The sequence below is a fragment of the Paraburkholderia sp. 32 genome (genome assembly GCF_050435345.1).
GTDB lineage: Bacteria > Pseudomonadota > Gammaproteobacteria > Burkholderiales > Burkholderiaceae > Paraburkholderia > Paraburkholderia tuberum.
Map to the genome: position 1 here is coordinate 3,374,390 of NZ_JBNDKD010000003.1, position 16,542 is coordinate 3,390,931.

At 62.5% G+C, this 16,542-nt stretch carries 16 protein-coding genes and 3 pseudogenes; 9 read left to right on the forward strand and 10 right to left on the reverse strand.

The window, feature by feature from the left end; genetic code table 11:
- The first annotated feature begins 79 nt into the window (after positions 1 to 79).
- The 3 genes from htpG (at position 80) to OKW26_RS38395 (ending at position 3,374) form a co-directional block, all read left to right on the forward strand.
- Positions 80 to 1,978: a molecular chaperone HtpG gene (htpG, locus tag OKW26_RS38385; RefSeq protein WP_429356818.1), complete on the forward strand. Its 1,899-nt coding sequence runs from the start codon at positions 80 to 82 to the stop codon at positions 1,976 to 1,978.
- 188 nt (positions 1,979 to 2,166) lie between these two features.
- Entirely contained in the window at positions 2,167 to 2,883 is a 717-nt protein-coding gene (locus OKW26_RS38390; protein ID WP_429356819.1) for a chorismate--pyruvate lyase family protein, read from the forward strand.
- Entirely contained in the window at positions 2,883 to 3,374 is a 492-nt protein-coding gene (locus OKW26_RS38395; RefSeq protein ID WP_429356820.1) for a DNA-deoxyinosine glycosylase, read from the forward strand. The genes OKW26_RS38390 and OKW26_RS38395 overlap by 1 nt, the downstream gene beginning before the upstream one ends.
- Positions 3,375 to 3,399: 25 nt before the next feature.
- Here the strand turns inward: OKW26_RS38395 and OKW26_RS38400 are convergent, their stop codons facing one another.
- From OKW26_RS38400 to OKW26_RS38430, 7 genes and pseudogenes are all read right to left on the reverse strand, one after another.
- The gene (locus OKW26_RS38400) at positions 3,400 to 3,894 is read right to left on the reverse strand and encodes a GNAT family N-acetyltransferase (RefSeq protein ID WP_429356821.1); all 495 of its coding nucleotides are present in this window, start codon (positions 3,892 to 3,894) and stop codon (positions 3,400 to 3,402) included.
- Positions 3,885 to 4,286 carry a cupin domain-containing protein gene (locus OKW26_RS38405; protein WP_090803614.1) on the reverse strand — a complete coding sequence of 134 codons (402 nt, stop codon included), beginning with the start codon at positions 4,284 to 4,286 and terminating at the stop codon, positions 3,885 to 3,887. The genes OKW26_RS38400 and OKW26_RS38405 overlap by 10 nt, the downstream gene beginning before the upstream one ends.
- An 81-nt stretch (positions 4,287 to 4,367) precedes the next feature.
- A complete protein-coding gene (locus OKW26_RS38410) occupies positions 4,368 to 5,195 on the reverse strand; it encodes an AraC family transcriptional regulator (protein ID WP_429356822.1) in 828 nt (275 codons plus the stop codon).
- A 142-nt stretch (positions 5,196 to 5,337) separates the two neighbouring features.
- Positions 5,338 to 5,532, reverse strand: a pseudogene (locus OKW26_RS38415) (contact-dependent growth inhibition system immunity protein); the annotation flags it as partial.
- Positions 5,533 to 5,731: 199 nt separating this feature from the next.
- Positions 5,732 to 6,025 carry a contact-dependent growth inhibition system immunity protein gene (locus OKW26_RS38420; RefSeq protein ID WP_429356823.1) on the reverse strand — a complete coding sequence of 98 codons (294 nt, stop codon included), beginning with the start codon at positions 6,023 to 6,025 and terminating at the stop codon, positions 5,732 to 5,734.
- 9 nt (positions 6,026 to 6,034) lie between these two features.
- Positions 6,035 to 6,868 carry an RNase A-like domain-containing protein gene (locus OKW26_RS38425; RefSeq protein ID WP_429356824.1) on the reverse strand — a complete coding sequence of 278 codons (834 nt, stop codon included), beginning with the start codon at positions 6,866 to 6,868 and terminating at the stop codon, positions 6,035 to 6,037.
- Between the two features lie 105 nt (positions 6,869 to 6,973).
- Positions 6,974 to 7,405 (reverse strand): annotated as a pseudogene (locus tag OKW26_RS38430) (SIR2 family NAD-dependent protein deacylase); the annotation flags it as partial.
- A gap of 255 nt (positions 7,406 to 7,660) precedes the next feature.
- Between OKW26_RS38430 and OKW26_RS38435 the strand changes: the two are divergent.
- Positions 7,661 to 9,901: an NADP-dependent isocitrate dehydrogenase gene (locus OKW26_RS38435; protein ID WP_090803620.1), complete on the forward strand. Its 2,241-nt coding sequence runs from the start codon at positions 7,661 to 7,663 to the stop codon at positions 9,899 to 9,901.
- A 90-nt stretch (positions 9,902 to 9,991) separates the two neighbouring features.
- Here OKW26_RS38435 and OKW26_RS38440 read toward each other — a convergent pair.
- Positions 9,992 to 10,285: pseudogene (locus OKW26_RS38440) on the reverse strand (OmpA/MotB family protein); the annotation flags it as partial.
- 125 nt (positions 10,286 to 10,410) lie between these two features.
- Between OKW26_RS38440 and OKW26_RS38445 the strand changes: the two are divergent.
- The 5 genes from OKW26_RS38445 to OKW26_RS38465 all read left to right on the forward strand — a co-directional run bounded on the left by OKW26_RS38445 (position 10,411) and on the right by OKW26_RS38465 (position 14,905).
- Entirely contained in the window at positions 10,411 to 10,557 is a 147-nt protein-coding gene (locus OKW26_RS38445; RefSeq protein ID WP_429335984.1) for a hypothetical protein, read from the forward strand.
- A gap of 72 nt (positions 10,558 to 10,629) precedes the next feature.
- Entirely contained in the window at positions 10,630 to 11,565 is a 936-nt protein-coding gene (locus OKW26_RS38450) for a spermidine synthase (protein ID WP_187618161.1), read from the forward strand.
- 297 nt (positions 11,566 to 11,862) lie between these two features.
- A complete protein-coding gene (locus tag OKW26_RS38455) occupies positions 11,863 to 12,105 on the forward strand; it encodes a DUF3311 domain-containing protein (protein ID WP_184059463.1) in 243 nt (80 codons plus the stop codon).
- Complete coding sequence (gene mctP / locus OKW26_RS38460) at positions 12,102 to 13,652, forward strand: monocarboxylate uptake permease MctP (RefSeq protein ID WP_429356825.1); 1,551 nt, start codon at positions 12,102 to 12,104, stop codon at positions 13,650 to 13,652. Before OKW26_RS38455 ends, mctP begins: the two co-directional genes overlap by 4 nt.
- Positions 13,653 to 13,780: 128 nt before the next feature.
- Complete coding sequence (locus OKW26_RS38465) at positions 13,781 to 14,905, forward strand: FUSC family protein (RefSeq protein ID WP_184059459.1); 1,125 nt, start codon at positions 13,781 to 13,783, stop codon at positions 14,903 to 14,905.
- Between the two features lie 27 nt (positions 14,906 to 14,932).
- Here OKW26_RS38465 and OKW26_RS38470 read toward each other — a convergent pair whose 3' ends face one another.
- Entirely contained in the window at positions 14,933 to 15,352 is a 420-nt protein-coding gene (locus tag OKW26_RS38470) for a VOC family protein (protein WP_429356826.1), read from the reverse strand.
- Between the two features lie 207 nt (positions 15,353 to 15,559).
- The gene (gene tal / locus OKW26_RS38475; protein ID WP_429356827.1) at positions 15,560 to 16,513 is read right to left on the reverse strand and encodes a transaldolase; all 954 of its coding nucleotides are present in this window, start codon (positions 16,511 to 16,513) and stop codon (positions 15,560 to 15,562) included.
- Between the last annotated feature and the right edge of the window lie 29 nt (positions 16,514 to 16,542).

A 16,542-nucleotide genomic window follows, 5' to 3' on the forward strand; every position in this document is an offset into this window, starting at 1 on the left:
ACGGCGAGCCCGAACCGCGGTTGGAATCCGCTTCGGCCGCCGCTCATCCCCCAATTCGCAACAGAGAGGAAGTCCGACCATGGCACAAGAAACCATGAGCTTTCAGGCAGAAGTGAAGCAACTTCTGCAACTGATGATCCATTCGCTGTACAGCAACAAGGAAATCTTTCTGCGCGAGCTGATTTCGAACGCGTCCGACGCGGCCGACAAGCTGCGCTTCGAGGCGATCGAAAACAGCGCGCTGTACGAGAACGATCCGAACCTGCGGATTCGGGTGTCGTTCGACAAGGCCGCGCGCACCATCACGATCGACGACAACGGCATCGGCATGAGCCGCGACGAGACGATCGCGCACCTCGGCACGATCGCGCGTTCGGGCACCAGGGAATTCTTCGGCAAGCTGTCGGGCGACCAGCAGAAGGACGCGGCGCTGATCGGCCAGTTTGGCGTGGGCTTCTACTCGGGCTTCATCGTCGCGGACAAGATCACCGTCGAGACGCGCCGCGCCGGTTTGCCGGCCTCGGAAGGCGTGCGCTGGGAAAGCGCGGGCGAAGGCGATTTCGCGGTCGAGACGATCGAGCGCGCCGCGCGCGGCACGACCATCACGCTGCATCTGCGTGCTGATGAGGACGAACTGCTGTCGTCGTATCGGCTGAAGTCGATCATCCAGAAGTACTCGGACCACGTCGCGCTGCCGATCCTGATGAAGAAAGAAGAGTGGGACGCGGAAAAGAGCGAGATGGTCACGAAGGACGAGGACGAGACCGTCAACCAGGCGAGCGCGCTGTGGACCCGTTCGAAGAACGACATCACCGACGAGCAATACAAGCAGTTCTACCAGCACATCTCGCACGATCATCAAGATCCGCTGACGTGGACGCATAACCGCGTCGAAGGCCGCAGCGAGTACACGCAACTGCTGTACGTGCCGGCGCACGCGCCGTTCGATCTGTGGAACCGCGAGCAGCGCGGCGGCCTGAAGCTGTACGTGAAGCGCGTGTTCATCATGGACGACGCCGAGCAACTGCTGCCCACGTACCTGCGCTTCGTGAAGGGTGTGGTCGATTCGGCCGATCTGCCGCTCAACGTGTCGCGCGAAATCCTGCAGGAAAGCCGCGACGTGAAGGCGATCCGCGAAGGCGTGACCAAGCGCGCGCTGTCGATGCTGGAAGAACTGGCCAACGCGGACAACGACGCCGAGAAGGAAAAGTACGCGGGCTTCTGGAAGGAATTCGGCCAGGTGCTGAAGGAAGGCATCGGCGAGGACTTCGCCAATCGCGAGCGCGTCGCGAAGCTCGTGCGCTTTGCGACGACGCATACGGGCACGGCCGAGCAGACCGTGTCGCTGGCCGACTACGTCGCTCGCATGAAGCCCGAGCAGACGAAGATCTACTACGTGACCGCCGACACGTGGCAGGCCGCGTCGAACAGCCCGCATCTCGAAGTGTTCCGCAAGAAGGGCGTCGAAGTGCTGTTGCTGACCGATCGCGTCGATGAATGGATGCTGTCGTTCCTCAACGAATTCGACGGCAAGCCGCTGCAAAGCGTCGCGCGCGGCGACCTCGATCTCGGCGCGCTGAACGACGAGGAAAAAGAGGCGCAGGAGAAGATCGGCGAAGCGTTCAAGCCGCTCGTCGAGAAGATGAAGGAAGCGTTGAAGGACAAGGCGAAGGACGTGCGTCTGACGTTCCGCCTGACCGACTCGCCGTCGTGCCTCGTTGCCGACGACGGCGAAATGAGCGGCTACCTGCAGCGCATGCTGAAGGCCGCGGGCCAGCAGGCGCCTGAGTTCCATCCAATTCTCGAAGTGAATCCGGAGCACGCCCTCGTGAAGGGTCTGCATGCCGATAGCGCGAATTTCGACGACTGGTGCCATCTGCTGTTCGATCAGGCACTGCTCGCCGAAGGCGGCGCGCTGGAAGATCCGGCGAGCTTCGTGAAGCGGACCAATGCGTTGCTGCTGTCGCGCGCGGGTTGAGCGTGAGCCGAAAGCGTTGATGTCGTTGCTGGATTGACGCCCGGTAGTTGAGAAATGCGCTGCTTCGGCAGCGCATTTTTTTTGCCTTCTGGTTTGCGTCGGCTCCCCTGGCTGAAGGAGCGCGCACGATCGCCGCGGTCGTTGCCGCGAAAAATTACCGTCGGAGCACGTCGCTATAATCCGACACCATGCCTATCCGTTTCGATCCTGCCGACGCCCACTGGCGCGTCGCGCCTTTGGCCACTTTCAGCGCCGCCCAGAAAGACTGGCTGACCCGCGGCGGTTCACTGACCGCGCACCTGCGCGCGCTCGGCGCGGTCGCGGTGCGCGTGAGTCGCGAAGACGTCGCGCTGCCGTGGCCCGACGAAGCCGCCGCGCTCGGACTCGCGCCGCGCGCGCCGGTGTGGGTGCGCGAAGTGGTGCTGTCGGTCGATGGCGTGCCGTTCGTCGCCGCGCATAGCGTGACGCCGCGTGCCGCGAGCGTCGGCGTCTGGCAGGCGACGCGTCGCCTGCGCACCCGGCCGCTCGCGGAGTTGCTGTATAGCGATAGCAGTGTCGCGCGTTCGTCGCTGGTGAGCCGCAGGGTGGGGCAGCGGCATCCGTTGTATCGGTTGGCCGCGCATGAAATCGACGGCGGCGATCGGCATGCGCCGCATGCGCTGGTGGCGCGACGCTCGGTGTTCGAGCGGCATGGCGCGCCTTTGATGGTGACCGAATGCATGTTGCCGGCACTGTGGGAGCATTTGCGTGCGTTGGACGCGGCCGCTCGCGCGCACGCTGCCGCGTCAGGCACCGGCGCGGCGCATATCGCGCACGCGCGGGTGCGCGAGCACGGTCGTCCGCTCGATCACACCGCGTCGCGCGCGCACAGCGTGCCGCGTAGCGCCGACGAGCGGAGCCGCTGATGTCGTTCAAGCGTTGCTTTGCGCCTGTCGTCGACGCCGATACGCGGGTCTTGATCCTCGGTAGCTTGCCGGGCGAGGTGTCGTTGGCTCACGGCCAATACTACGCACATCCGCAGAACAAATTCTGGTTACTGGTCGGTGAAGCGATAGAACGGGATCTGGTTGGTATGGACTATTCGACGCGTCTCGAGACGTTGCTCGAACACCATATCGGACTATGGGATGTCGTTGCCGAGGCTCGCCGAGCAGGAAGCCTGGATAGCCGGATTCGCGACCATGCCAGCAACGATCTGATCGGTCTGATCGATACGCTGCCGAAACTGGCTACCATCGCCTTCAACGGGGGGACGGCGGCCAAAATCGGGATGAAAGCGTTGGGCGAGCGGGGAGTGCAATATCGGCTTGTCCGTTTGCCATCGAGCAGTCCCGCCCATGCCTCGGTTTCATACGCTCAAAAGCTGGACATATGGCGACGGCTAACCTGGGTCTGATCGACCGACAGGATGCCATTCGCGCTCATAGATCGAGCGCAAGAAACCGTGTGCCTTCGACTGGATTCTCGTAGTAGGGCGCGGTTTCGACGAACCCTAACCGCTCGTAGATGCGCTGTGCAAAACCGGTTTGCGGAACCGTGTCGAGAACCAGCGTCGAGAATCCCAATGTCTTCGCTTTCCCGATCACCGATGTGACCAGCGTTTCGCCAAGCGACAACCCTCTGAATGCTTCACGAACATAGAGCCGTTTGATTTCCGCAGTCTCCGCCGTATGGCGCAGCAGCCCCGCGCAACCGGCGAGCTCGCCGCCGGCGTCGGCGACGAAGAACATGCCGGATGGCAGCGTATAAACGTGTTCGAACGCGTCCATTTCTGCATCGAATCCGCGGTACGACAGATCCATATCCAGCCAGTGGACATACTCGCGGATCACGGCGACGAGGTTGTGGGTGTCGGCGGGGAAAACGGCTTCGCGAACGATCGGCCGCGGCGTTTGCATGGCGGCTCTCAGATCCATACGTCGTTTTCGGCCGTTCTTTCGGTGGTCGTATCGCCGGTATTGACGACGCCGCGCGGTTCGATGAGCAGCAGCTTCACCTCGGACTCGGCATACGGCTTGTGCTCGACTCCCTTTGGTACCACCGCCATTTCTCCGGGAAACAGTTCGATCGAGCGGTCGCGGAAGTCGATGCGCAACCGGCCTGCGAGGACGATGAACGTCTCGTCGGTATCGGCATGCCGATGCCAGACGAAATCGCCGGCTATCTTTACGACCTTGAACTGATAGTCATTCATTTCAGCCACGACGCGCGGCTGCCAGTGGTCGTCGATCTGACTGATCTTGTCGAGCAGGTTGATGGTCTTGTATTGGCCGCGTTGCTCGGGTGTCGGCTGGGAATCGCTGTGCATGGTGGCTCCATTCGGGTGATACCTGGAACAGAGCATAGTCCCGCCGCCGGCGAGCGTCTTGAACGATCGTGCAAGCTTGCGTTAGCCGGCGCGCCGATCGCTCGTCATCGCGAGCCAACGTGCGGGCGGGATCCCGTATGCGTGGCGAAAATGTCGGGTCATGTGGCTCTGGTCGGCGAAGCCGGCCGCCGCCGCCGCGTCCACGAGGGAAACGCCGCGCAGCATCATCGCGCGCGCGGCTTCGAGCCGGCGCATGACCAGGTAGTGATAGGGGCTGGTGCCGTAAAAAGTTCGGAAATCGCGCGACAGGCTCCAGCGGTCCTGCCCGCTGACGACGGCAAGTTCATCGAGCGTGACGGTGTGCGAGCACGATGCGTGCAGATATTCGCGTGCTCGCTGCGCTGCCGCGAAATCCGCGGACTTGCGCGTCTGCCGCGCGCCCGAGGCGTTATCCAGCGCGAGCGCGAGACCGGCGAGCGCGTCGTCACGTTCGAGCGGCTCCGCGTCGCCACGCATCTGGCGCAGCGCTGTCTGCGTGGCTTCGAACAGGCGCGGATCGGTCGTGACGCCGCCTTCGACGAACGGCAGGGGGCGGCCGCCGAGGACTTCCTGGATTGCAGCGGGCTGCACGTAAATCATCTGATAACGAAATCCCTCGTTCGTGCCGGCCTGACCGTCGTGCACTTCGTCGGGATGCAGGACCATGGTCTGTCCGGGTAGGCTGGTGCGCAAACCGCGCCTGTAGTGGAAGCATTGGACGCCGGCGAGGGTCAGGCCGATCGCGTAGGTGTCATGCCGATGCATGGAGTACGCGTTGCCGTGGAAAAACGCTTCGATGCGTTCGACTCCGTGGGTGGATTCCGAACGGGAAATCCAGTCGGATTGGGCTTTGCTGGTATCGCCGTCCATCACACGCTCCGGCTTGGTTTGGCAGATCTGCGGGAACAACGATATCGGAGGATTGTACCGGTGCGAATGTTCGCACGCTTGGCATGCGTGATAGTGCGACTGACGTCAGTGTCTCGTCGCGGGTCCGGTCCTGAGCAGTTGCCTACTCACTCAGTAACCGTTTTACTTCATCAAGGAGGGAAGCCGTTGTGTAGCCCCACAAAACAGGATCGAACTGGCGGCCAAACCGCTCCTTGAACGCAGAGTCCAACGTCTCTGGATAGTCGGCTTTGAATGAATCTATCTCAGATATGAGCGCGTCAATGTCAGTCGTTGACATTTTGTCGGTATAGGAAGAAACGAGTTCTTCTACTCAGTTTCCGAAAAGGTCAAAATCTTCGTGGAAACGAGAGCGAATCAACCCCGTCAGATTGCCATATTCCTCACCGTCAACCATACGATAAGCCTTCACTCCCTGTCTGCGTGTTGAGGGGCGTGTGCGTGAAAATGCCCGCGACAATGGCGGGCCTTCTTTATAGTCTGTCCCGAGCAATTGCCTACTCATTCAGTAGCCGCTTCAATTCGTCAAGGAAGGAAGCAGTGGTGTAACCCCACAACTCCGGGCCGAACTGGGAGCCATACGCCTCTTCGAATGCATCGTCCAGATTGCTAAAGTTCTCTCTCTCGAAGTTTTCAATTTCAACAAGTATGTTCCTTAAACTCTCTTGTGAACTATCTCTTCTGTAGCAACCTATGATCACTTTGATGGTGTTACCCCAGTACGAAAAATCCTCGTTAAGGTACACACCAAAGAGCTGGTTTAGTTCGGGGTACAGCGGATTTTCATTCATAACTGCGTCTCATAAGTCGATGAACGCCGTCAGGACGTAATAGGGCATTCCATTGTATATCTCCCGCTTAAGTACCACCAAAACCTTGTTTCCTTTCGCAAATTGTCCTGTCTTCCTGACAACCCCGTAACCCACGTCCCCAGATATGTGCCTTGTTAAACGCAACGGAGCACTCGTCGTAGACTGAGACCAGGATCTGATGCGGGTAGTTTCGCCCATCATCACTTCCGAAATGGCTTTCTCGGCAGTCTTCTGGTCTTTAAATGATGTCGCCGCTTTTATCCGCGGCTCATCTTTCAGTCTTTGACGCAACCAGGCCTCATCCTTTCCCACATGCTTCAAAAGTGTATGCCCGCCAACCCCGCGAAGCGTCTTCGCTTCATGCATGTTCAGGTTGATCTCGCCCATCGTGATACGCGCAGCCCGCACCGCCTTGATTGACCCGGCAAAGCTGAACGGCACGACCATGTCAAGTGACAGGCCGATATTGTTGGCTATGTCAGGACTTGCCTTCATTGCCTCGGCCAGCTTCGTCGTGCCCTGCTGGGTCAATGTGGCCGTATCCTGGCCCGTCCAGACCTGACGCAAACCAGCCGCCGCCGTACCAGAACCATGTACGCCGAACACGACACACCCTGCCTTGGTGAGCATGGTCGGTTCCGGGATCACACACAACGCACTTGCGCCGACCATTTCCAGCACGCCACCGACGATTTGCAACCCGCCCCATAGCCGGTTGGAAAGCATTTCGGTCTGGGTGATTGACTGCCTTGCCAGTACCGCCGCCATTTGCGGCGCGCTGAGCACCACGCGCACGCCGTCCGCATCCTGTTGATACGACATTCCGAACTTCTCCGTAGCTGTCGGGACTGCCACGCTAGCAGGCGACAACAGGGAGAGGAATGGGCGACGGATGAAAATTCGGGTTCTGATTTATTCAGGCGTACTGCAGGACTGTCCGCATTGCAGGAAATGGATCGATCCGTGGCATTCGAACAGGCGATCGTCGGCGAAGCCGGCCTTCTGGAACTGGCCATCGACATTGCTGGTGAATACGAACCCGCCGCTTCTTTTCGCCGATGCCCAGCGGCGCAAGCTCTCGAAACCCGCGTGCGGGACGGCGCGCCGGTCCAGGTTGAGCCGATGGCCGTAGAAACCCCATGCGCGGACCGGATCACGCAGGAAGGCTGTTCCATTGGCAATATCATGGAAATTGATTCCGCCGGTCTTCAACGCCGGATAAGCCGCCCAGAATCCGTGATCGCCTCGAAAGTCGGGTAGTCCGGAATCGACGCCCATGCCTGCGCCTGCCGTGATCAGAATGCCGTCGGCTTCGCGTATCCAGTCAGCCGCGATCGTCATTTGCTCTGCCGTGTCCATGCGTGCTCCCGTTGTTCACATTCCGAATTCTCCTGGCAGCCCAAAAATGAGGCAGAATCCAACCGTGCGACCCGCTGCGCGACGCAGTCCGCCGTGTTCGCTTAATCGTTCCGCTTTGGCGTTCCAGGGCCCCGCGTCGCCATCCGCCACGCACAGCGTTTGTGTCCTAGCGTTGTCGTTTTCCTGATCGACGTTTGCGCATCCTGCCCGTATCACGTGCGAGATGCCTCTCAACCGCCCGCCCAGAGCCTAGCAATGACGACCCAGCAACCGACCATCATCTACACCCTCACCGACGAGGCGCCGCTGCTTGCGACGGCCGCGTTCCTGCCGATCATCCGGACCTTCACCAGGCCGGCCGGCATCGAGGTCGAGACCAGCGACATCTCGGTCGCGGGCCGCATCCTCGGTGAGTTTCCCGAGTTTCTGACCGAAGCGCAGCGGGTGCCCGACAACCTCGCGGAACTCGGTCGCCTGACCTCGTTACCCGACACCAACATCATCAAGCTGCCCAACATCAGCGCATCGGTGCCGCAACTGACGAGCGTGATCAGGGAACTGCAGGCGAAGGGCTACAAGGTGCCCGACTATCCGGAAGATCCGAAGACCGACGAACAGAAGGCGATCCGTCAGCGCTACTCGAAGTGTCTCGGCAGCGCGGTGAACCCGGTGCTGCGCGAGGGCAACTCGGACCGTCGCGCGCCGGCAGCGGTGAAGAACTACGCCCGCAAGCACCCGCACAGCATGGCCGAATGGAGCATGGCGTCGCGCACGCACGTCGCGCACATGCGGCACGGCGACTTCTATCACGGCGAAAAATCGATGACGCTCGATCGCGCGCGCGACGTGAAGATGGAACTCGTCACGAAGAACGGCAAGACGATCGTGCTGAAGCCGAAGGTCGCGCTGCAGGACGGCGAGATCATCGACAGCATGTTCATGAGCAGGAAGGCGCTGCTAGCGTTCTATGAAGACCAGATGGAAGATGCGCGCAAGACCGGCATGATGCTGTCGCTGCACGTGAAGGCGACGATGATGAAGATCTCGCACCCGATCGTCTTCGGCCACGCGGTGAAGGTGTTCTACAAGGACGCGTTCGCGAAGCACGGCAAGCTGTTCGAGGAACTTGGCGTGAACGTCAACAACGGCCTCGTCAATCTGTACGAGAAGCTCGAGACGCTGCCGGAATCGCAGCGCGAGGAGGTGATCCGCGACCTGCACGCATGCCACGAGCATCGTCCGGAACTGGCGATGGTCGATTCGGCGAAGGGCATCTCGAACCTGCACGCGCCGAACGACGTGATCGTCGATGCGTCGATGCCGGCGATGATTCGCCTCGGCGGCAAGATGTGGGGCGCCGACGGTCGTCCGAAAGACACCAAGGCGGTGATCCCGGAGAGCACGTTCGCGCGCATCTACCAGGAGATCATCAACTTCTGCAAGACCAACGGCGCGTTCGATCCGGTCACGATGGGCACCGTGCCCAACGTCGGCCTGATGGCGCAGAAGGCGGAAGAATACGGCTCGCACGACAAGACCTTCGAAGTGCCGGAAGACGGCGAGGCGCGCATCGTCGATCTGGCTAGCGGCGAGGTGCTGCTCACGCAGAACGTCGAGCAGGGCGACATCTGGCGCATGTGCGAGGTGAAGGACGCGGCGATCCGCGATTGGGTCAAGCTCGCGGTCACGCGCGTGCGCAATTCCGGCATGCCCGCGGTGTTCTGGCTCGACCCGTATCGCCCGCACGAAGCGGAGCTGATCAGGAAGGTCGAGGCCTACCTGAAGGATTACGACACCACGGGCCTCGACATCCAGATCATGTCGCAGGTGCGCGCGATGCGTTACACGCTCGAGCGCGTCGTGCGCGGGCTCGATACGATCTCGGTCACCGGCAACATCCTGCGCGATTATCTGACCGACCTGTTCCCGATCATGGAGCTGGGCACGAGCGCGAAGATGCTGTCGATCGTGCCGTTGATGGCGGGCGGCGGCATGTACGAGACCGGCGCGGGTGGTTCGGCGCCGAAGCATGTGAAGCAGCTCGTCGAAGAGAACCATCTGCGTTGGGACTCGCTCGGCGAGTTCCTCGCGCTCGCGGCGTCGCTCGAAGAACTGGGCATCAAGACCGGCAACAACCGGGCGAAGATCCTCGCGAAGACGCTCGACACCGCAACCGGCAAGCTGCTCGACAACAATCGCAGCCCGAGCCCGAAGACGGGCGAGCTCGACAATCGCGGCAGCCAGTTCTATCTGGCGATGTACTGGGCCCAGGAGCTGGCCGCGCAAACGGACGACGCCGCGCTCGCCGCGCAGTTCGCGCCGCTCGCGACGCAGCTGACCGCCAACGAGCAGGTGATCGTGGCGGAGCTCGCGTCGGTGCAGGGCGCGCCGGCGGACATCGGCGGCTATTACAAGCCGGACTTCAACAAGCTCGAAGAGGTGATGCGGCCGAGCCGCACGCTGAACGAGGCGCTTGGGGCGGTACGCGTCGAATGACGTGATGCGTGAAGTGAGGTGATGTGAAGACGAGCCGCCGGCGGGCGGCTCGTAGCAGGGAAGGGCGGCCGATGCTACCGGCGAACGCGTTCAATACTGCACGACGATCGCGACCCGCCGGTTGGCCGCTCTTGCCGCCGCGTCATTGCCGGCAACCAGCGGAAAATTGTCCGCCCGTCCGATCGCGGCCAGCCGATGCGGCTCGATCCCGCGCTCGACCAGATACCTGACCACTGCGCCCGCGCGAGCCGACGACAGCTCCCAGTTGGACACATACTTCGCGGTCGAAATCGGCGCACTGTCGGTATGCCCTTCGACGAGCACATTCCCCGTCGCATCCTTTTGCAGTCCCTGCGCGATCGGGTTGAGTACATCGAACGAATCGACGACCTTCATGTCGTCGCAGCGAGTGGAAAGTTCGACCTTGCCTTCCGTGATCAGAAAGACCACGGGCTCACCCGAGTAGCCCTCGGAATAGATGATCTCGCCGGGCGCTGCACCAGGAGGAAATGCGCTGCAAGCTGCGGCTGGTGACGGAAAACGGCGATAAAGCGCCACGTGAATCGTTTGCGCGTGGCGTAATGGCGCAGGTTGGTCGCGACCCAGCGGCCGCAAAAGTGAGTTCGTTGAAAGCAGTTTGTGAGCGGTTGATTTGAATGAGCGAACCGCAGCGAATGCTATGCTCTCGTTCGACCAAAAATATTGCGCCTGTCGCGCGACATCCCTACATGACGAATCTGATCAAGCGCGCTTCGGCCGAGGCGCGCGCTTTCCGTAACCGCGACGCCCAAGCCATCGGCGGTAAACAGAAAATGGCCCACAAAAAGGCGCCCAAATCCACGCGCAACGCGAGCGGCACCGTCGAGCACGACGCACACGACGCGCCGCAAATCGAAGCGCCGCGCAAGCCGCGCTTCGCACCGGTGACGTTCTCCGAAGAGGGCGGCGTGCGCTACCTGCATTTCGGCACGGAATGGGTGCAAGGCGCGATGCGTCTGCGCAAGCCCGATCACATCGAACTCGAATACGCGCAGCAGATGATGGCCTGGCTGCTATTCCTCGAAACGCCGAAGCGCATCGTGCAGCTCGGGCTCGGCGCCGCGTCGCTGACCAAGTTCGCGCACCGCTTCCTGAAGAGCGCGAAGGTCGAGGCCGTCGAACTGAATCCGGCGGTCGTCGTGGCCGCGCGCACGATGTTCGAACTGCCGCCCGACGACGCGCGTCTGAGCGTGCATGAAAGCGACGCGTGGGACTTCGTCAACGAGAGCGCGAACCACGGCACCATCGGCGCGCTGCAGATCGACGTCTACGACGCGACCGCGCGCGGCCCAGTACTCGACAGCGTCGGCTTTTACCGTGCGGCACGCGCGTGTCTGACCGACGCGGGCATCGTCACGGTGAATCTGTTCGGCGATCATCCGAGCTTCGTGCGCAACATGAAGCGTCTGAACGAAGCCTTCGACGGTCGCGTCGTCGCGCTGCCCGAAGTGCACGACGGCAACCGTATCGCGATCGCCTTCTCGGGCCCCGCGCTCGACGTGCCGTTCACCGCGCTAGAGGCGCGCGCGAAGCTGATCGAAGCCGAGCTCGGCTTGCCGGCGCGCAAATGGATCAAGGGCCTGCGCGAATCGACCGGGCAGACGGGCGCATCGTTTGCGATCTGATCAGCGCACGGAGAATGAAGCGGCCGTACCGGCGTATCGGTCGGCACGGCCGCTTTGCTTCCGGTATTTTTTTCACGTCTACGCCGCAACGTCATCCAGACTGCATCGTTGGCGCTTCGTCGCGTTGTTGGACGCCGACGCGCCTCGGGTCGTCCCTGCTTGACCGGGAGTTCGCCACTCCTATACTCTTTCGAAGCTTTCGGGGAGCCCGTGGCTGACTGCGGGACGACCGCCCGCTGAGTTCCACCTCCCGTCGACCGCGGGCAGATAAATTCTAAATAGGAAACAGGAGACGTCATGGCTCACGACGCCGACGTGAAGAAAGCCAGCAAGCACTGGCTCTGGCTATTGCTGCTACCGTGGATCGCGATGATCTGGGTGCCGTCCTACAACCGGATCGAGCCGCAGCTGTTCGATTTCCCGTTCTTCTACTGGTATCAGCTGCTGTGGGTGCTGATCAGCGCGGTCATCACCGCGTTCGTCTATTCGAAGACCAGGTCCCGCTATACGGGTCGCACGAACGGGGGCGCGCAACGATGAACCCCATTGCAACTTTCGTCTTCGTTCTGTTTTTCATCGGCGTCACGATTCTCGGCTTCGTCGCGGCCCACTGGCGGCGCGGCGATCTCGCGCATATCGAAGAGTGGGGTCTCGGCGGCCGGCGCTTCGGCACGATCGTCACGTGGTTCCTGCTCGGCGGCGACCTGTACACCGCCTACACGTTCATCGCGGTGCCGGCGCTCGTGTTCGGTGCGGGCGCAACGGGCTTCTTCGCGCTGCCGTACACGATCCTGATCTATCCGTTCGCGTTCGTCGTGTTCCCGAAGCTGTGGAGCGTCGCGAAGCGGCACGGCTACGTGACCTCGGCGGACTTCGTGTCGGCCCGCTACGGCAGCCGCATGCTCGCGCTCGCCGTCGCGGTGACCGGCATCGTCGCGACGATGCCGTACATCGCGCTGCAACTGGTCGGTATCGAAGTGGTGATCGGCGCGCTCGGTTTCGACACGACCGGCTTCGTCGGCGATCTGCCGCTGATCATCGCATTCGCGATCCTCGCGGCCTACACGTACACGTCGGGCCTGCGCGCGCCGGCCATGATCGCGGTCGTCAAGGACATCCTGATCTACGTGACGATCTTCGCCGCGATCATCGTGATTCCGCCGCAGCTGGGCGGCTTCGGCCATATCTTCGGCGCGGTCCCGCCGGCCAAGCTGCTGCTGAAGTCGCCGGACGTGTCGAGCCTGAACGGCTATAGCGCGTACGCGACGCTCGCGGTGGGTTCGGCGCTGGCGCTGTTCCTGTATCCGCACTCGATCACCGCGGTGCTGTCGTCGAAGTCGGGCAACACGATCCGCCGCAACATGGCGTTGCTGCCGGCGTATTCGCTGGTGCTCGGCCTGCTCGCGCTGCTCGGCTTCATGGCGCTCGCGGCCGGCGTGAAGGACATGCCGGAGTTCGCGCCGTACTTCAAGGCCTTCGGCCCGAACTTCGCAGTGCCGGCGCTGTTCCTGCACTTCTTCCCGTCGTGGTTCGTCGGCGTCGCGTTCGCGGCGATCGGTATCGGCGCGCTGGTGCCGGCGGCGATCATGTCGATCGCGGCGGCGAACCTGTACACGCGCAACGTGCACAAGGAGTTCGTCAACCGCAACATGACGCACGAGCAGGAGACCAACGTCGCGAAGCTGGTGTCGCTGATCGTCAAGGTCGGCGCGGTGGCGTTCATTCTCGGTCTGCCGCTCACGTACGCGATCCAGTTGCAACTGCTCGGCGGGATCTGGATCATCCAGACGCTGCCGGCGATCGTGCTGGGTCTCTACACGCGCGTGCTCGACTACCGGGGTCTGTTGCTCGGCTGGGCGACAGGTATCGCGACCGGCACGTGGATGGCGATTTCGTTGAACCTCGCGAGCTCGATCTTCACGATCCATCTGTTCGGCATGGCGATTCCGGGCTATGCGGCCGTGTGGTCGCTGGTCGTGAACCTCGTGGTGTCGGTCGTCGTGAGCCTGGTCGTGCGCGCGGTGGGCATGCAGCGCGCCGAGGACCGTACGCGTCCGGAGGACTACCTGGACATCGTCGAAGGCTGATTCCAGCTGCAAATCACGTTCTGAAACACGCAACGCCCGCCGACGGAAGTTGGCGGGCGTTTGTGTTTGCGGGGCACTCCAGGGCAGGATAGCGGAACCGTCCTTTCACGCGTTCGCCGCGCGCCGCCATGGCTGCTGCCGATACTCCCACTTTGATTTCCCGCCGCGCGGCGCTCAGCCGGATGGTGCGCGCGGTCACGTCGCCGTACTACCGCTACCGGCACGCCAAGGTGCTGCATAGCCTGCGCGTCGGCCTCGCGATGCTGGTGTCGATTCTCGCGACGACCGGCATCGATATTCCGCACGGCATCTGGTCGTCGGTGACACTGCTGGTCGTGATCGGCGGCTTGCAGCATCACGGCAATATCCGCAAGAAAGCGGCCGAACGCGCGGCCGGCACGCTGCTCGGCGCATCGATCGGGCTCCTGCTGATCGTGCAACAGCACTTCATCGGTTCGCTGCCGCTCACCTATGTGCTGGAGGCGATCATCGCGTCGATCTGCGCGTGGTTCGCGATTGGCTCGTCCGGCTATATCGGGCTCCTGACCGCCATCACGATGTGCATCGTCGCGGGCCACGGGGACAATCTGATCGACGTCGGCCTGTGGCGCACGCTGAACGTGCTGATCGGTATCGTCATCGCGCTGGCGTTTTCGTTCGCGTTTCCGCTGCACGCGACGTATTCGTGGCGCTACGGCCTCGCCGCCAATCTGCGCGAATGCGCGGGCATCTACGCGCGGCTGCTCGACGGCGAAACGATCACCGAGGAGGAGCAGATCAAGCGTTTCCTGCGGATCAACAAGCGGCTCGTGCAACTGCGCTCGCTGATGCCATCGGTCGCGAAGGAAATCGACGTGCCGCAGTCGAGGCTCGAGGAAATCCAGCGGCTGCATCGTTCGGTGCTCAGCTCGTTGGAACTGCTTGCCACGGGGCCGCTGATGAACGCCGATGCCGCCGCGCGCACCGCCTATGCAGCGCATTGCGGCGCCGAGGTGCGCGCCGTGCGGGCGATCCTGTTGTCCACCGCGCGCGGGCTGCGTTTCGGCCGTCCGTCGCGCTTTGGCATTCCGGCCGCGGCGCCGCTCGCGAAGGGGCACGGCGACGTGGCCACCGCGTTGCCGCCCGACTGGCAAGGGCCGTACTGGCTCGGTCAGCGGCTCGCGGAACAGGTAGACCGGTTGCGCGCGCTATTGCTGGAGACCGAGCCGAACTGGAACATCGAGCGGCACGAGCGGGCGACGCGTGGTAGGTAGGTGCTAGCGCTGGCCTGCCCCTAAGCCTCAAACCTGCGGCGGCAGCGTGACCATCCACATCATGCCGAAGCGGTCCACTACCATTCCGAAGCCCTTGCTCCAGAACGTTTGCTGGAACGGCATCACGACCTGGCCGCCATCGGCGAGCGCGTTGAAGCATTTTTCCGCCGACGCGCCGTCATCGATGGTCAGCGACAGACTGAAGCCATTGAACGGGCCGGCCGCCGGATCGCAGTTGCCGTCGGAAGCCATCCACGTGCTCGAGCCCAGCTGCACGCTCGCGTGCATGATCTTGTCGGCGAGTTCGGGGCGTGGCGGATTGTGCGCGTCCGGCGGCGCTTCCTTGAACAGCATCTTGAAGGTCACCTGGGCGCCGAGCTTGTCGGTGTAGTAATCGAGCGCTTCCTGGCAACGGCCGTTGAAGAACACATAGGGCTGAACGTACATGATCGTCTCCATGGTCAGGCGTTGGGCGGGCGCCGTCGTTCCTCGCCAGCGGCGGCGGGAGGGGCGTGGAGTCGATTGTAGTCGGTGGCGGCGCGTCGCTTGTGACGCTATGTCGCCGGTGGCGACGCAGCGTAAACGAAAAGCGGCGCTGAACCGTGAGGTCCAGCGCCGCCTTTCCAGCCAGCCACGCCCGCGGCCTCCGGCGCCTCAGCGCAGCGTGTCGATCAGCTTTTCCAGCTTCACCGCGTCCGCGGCGAACGTGCGGATGCCTTCGGAGAGCTTCTCGGTCGCCATCGCTTCGTCGTTGAGGAGGAAGCGGAACGACTTCTCGTCGACCGGCACGCGCTCGATGTCCGCGTCGTGCGATGTCTCCGGCGACAGCTTGCGTTCGACCTTGTCGGTGCTCTCGTGCAGTTTCTGCAGCAGGTCGGGGCTGATCGTCAGCAGATCGCAGCCGGCCAGTTCCAGAATCTGCGAGGTCGTGCGAAAGCTCGCGCCCATCACCTCGGTCTTGTAGCCGAACTTCTTGTAGTACGCGTAGATGCGGCGCACCGACTTGACGCCCGGATCGTTGGCGCCGCCGTCTTTCGCTTCGTCCCACGCGCTGCCGGCGTTCTTCTTGTACCAGTCGTAGATGCGGCCGACGAACGGCGAGACCAACTGCGCGCCAGCTTCCGCGGCGGCGGCGGCCTGCACGAGCGAAAACAGCAGCGTCATGTTGCAGTGGATGCCTTCCTTCTGCAGCGCCTCGGCCGCGCGCACGCCTTCCCACGTCGACGCGAGCTTGATCAGCACGCGGTCGCGCTCGATGCCGTGTTCCTTGTACAGCGCGGTCAGCTCGCGGCCTTTCGCGATCGAGCCTTCGACGTCGAACGACAGGCGCGCGTCGACTTCGGTCGACACCCGCCCCGGGATGATCTTCAGGATTTCGGTGCCGAAGGCGATCAGCAACTGGTCGATGATCGCGCCGGCCGGCTTCGACGCATGCGCCTTCACGGTCTTTTCGAGCAGCGGCCGGTAGTCGTCTTTCTGCACGGCCTTCAGAATCAGCGACGGATTGGTGGTCGCATCACGCGGCTTGTACTGCGCGAGCTGCTGGAAGTCGCCGGTGTCGGCCACCACGGTGGTGTATTGCTTGAGTTGGTCGAGTGCGGTTGTCATGTTCGGGCCTTCAGGGCGCGTGTGCGCCA